This is a genomic window from Oleiphilus sp. HI0067 (genome assembly GCF_001635735.1).
The window spans coordinates 1-2232 of record NZ_LWFI01000250.1 but is presented as its reverse complement, the minus strand read 5'-3'; the positions used below and the strand labels follow the sequence as shown (position 1 = coordinate 2232).

3 protein-coding genes are annotated in these 2232 nt (G+C 43.7%); all 3 read right to left on the bottom strand.

The window, feature by feature from the left end; genetic code table 11:
• The coding region (locus A3739_RS03240) for a hypothetical protein (protein ID WP_156502304.1) at positions 1-369 on the bottom strand (369 nt) is incomplete at its 3' end.
• A gap of 78 nt (positions 370-447) precedes the next feature.
• Positions 448-996 carry a DUF2878 domain-containing protein gene (locus A3739_RS03235; RefSeq protein ID WP_068480698.1) on the bottom strand — a complete coding sequence of 183 codons (549 nt, stop codon included), beginning with the start codon at positions 994-996 and terminating at the stop codon, positions 448-450.
• Between the two features lie 11 nt (positions 997-1007).
• Positions 1008-2232, bottom strand: a 1225-nt coding sequence (locus tag A3739_RS03230; RefSeq protein WP_369821083.1) for a class I SAM-dependent methyltransferase, incomplete at its 5' end; no start/stop codon positions are given.

Sequence of the window (2232 nt, the reverse complement as noted above, 5' to 3'; positions counted from 1 at the left end):
ACTAAAACGCGTTCTCTCACCACTACTGTCTAGGAACAGGGCGTCGCGCATCGAAGTCGTTTCATAGCGAATATCGCTATTAAATTGTTCGAATTGAAGATAGGGCTGTAAGGATGAAGCTCCCGAAAAATTAAGCGCTTTCTCGGCAATACGCTGACCTTGCGCTCCCTCATAAATGACTTGCGATTGAACATACTCGCCTTGCTTTGAGAGCTCTACATAATGACGTTCAACGTACAACAGCTCGTTGCTATCAATATCATAAGCTTTGCCGATGAATCTAAGTTGATCTGCAAAAGCCACAGACGTATAGACTGCACCAAGCATCAACAGAAAAAGGAATTTTGTTCTTCGAAATAAAAAAGTCATCTCTATACTCTTCTTATTCAACGTTAGAGATTACGTAGAATCGAAATAGTCGGACTATTTAATATGGAACTACGTCACTTAAACGAAAGCTTGTCGACGCTGATTAAGCATTAATACGACGCACCCAACGGCTAGCCATAGAGCCGCAATAATCGGTAAATGCTCGATCGAAAACGTTAACGCCTCAAGTTTATGTCCCGCGTAATAGGACATTGGCCCACCGATGGCGAAAAAAGCGATCAATAACCAAGGAGAAGTATGTAACCATCGCAAAGACAGAGGGAGGCTCGCTGCAAATCCCACCCACATAAAACACAACCACAATGGCATAGAACCAAGTAGTAAAAAGTTATCTTTAGGGAATGTATATAAACCTAGATCAGCCAAAATGCTGTCAGCGATACAACCAAATAAAATAACGACCGCACAAGCCACATATGTGCTGCGATTTCGAACAACAAAAAAGAAATGTGCAAGCAATACAGCAAGAGGAGCTAGCGCTATCTGCCAGCCCTCTAGAATCGCAGCAAACCAGAGACACTGAAACAACACAGCATTTACAATGACATGCTTTGTTGCATAGTCAGCGCGAACACTGGAACCTTGAGTTGCTGTTATCTCAGCCATATTTGCCTCAATTAAACCACGGCCTCATCTCGAAACTCTGGTTTAGCATAGACTAGATGAGATACACCGATTGAACGTTCCGCAAAACCGCCCTCACAGTAACACAAATAAAACTCCCACATTCGCTGAAATGTCTCACTGTAACCAAGCTCAGTAATCTTTGCCTTCTCTCGCTTACAGGCCTCATTCCAAGCAGATAGCGTTCTTGCGTAGTGTTCTGCGAAATCAAACTGAGAAACCATGCGTAAGTCTGAACTATCTCGCATCGCCTGTGTTAATGCGGTAATAGAAGGAATACAGCTACCAGGAAAAATATAACGCTGAATGAAATCAACATCTTTTCGCGCGCGGTCATAACGTTGATCGGCAATCGTAATTGCCTGAATCAACATCAAACCGGTAGGCTTAAGAAGTCGCGAGCAAGTCTCGTAGTATGTGTTGTAATACTTCCAGCCAACCGCTTCAATCATTTCAATCGATACCAGTTTGTCGAACGTGCCCTCAAGATTTCTGTAGTCTTCAAGCAGAAGCGTTATTTTATCCTCTAAGCCTGCTGCTCTAACTCTTTCACAGGCTAGCGCGTATTGTTCTTTCGATATCGTGGTCGTCGTAACTTTACATCCGTAATGTGTTGCTGCGTAGATCGCAAAGCCGCCCCAACCTGTTCCAATCTCAACAACATGATCTTGCTCACTAAGCTGTAGTTGCTCACAGATCCGTTTTAAGCGGAATTGCTGTGCTTCTTCCAAACTCGATTCTTCAGTTGGGAAAATTGCTGACGAGTACATCATGCTTGGATCTAAAAACGCTTCAAAAAAGTCATTACCCAAATCATAGTGTGAAGCAATGTTACGTTTTGAGCCTTTTTCGGTGTTCTGGTTCATGCGGTGCAAGATTTTCAGAGCAGGCTTAGATAAGGCCGCAAAGCCCCCTTCCATACCATCTAAAATATCCATGTTGCGCACCATCAAGCGCACTAACTTTGCTAAATCTGGCGTCGACCAATCGCCAGTCATATAGCTCTCGGCAGCACCGATACTTCCGCCGGTCATAATATCTACATAACACGACGCGTCGTTCACATGTAATTCGGCAATCAAATCAGCGTTATTGTCGTTTCCGAAACGATAAGTCTGGCCGTTATCGATAATACTCAGTGTTCCAGTATGCAAAGCCTTAAGCTGTGATAACACTGCTTTCTTAGCAATAGACTGGAAGCTAAAACGGCGCCCCTGA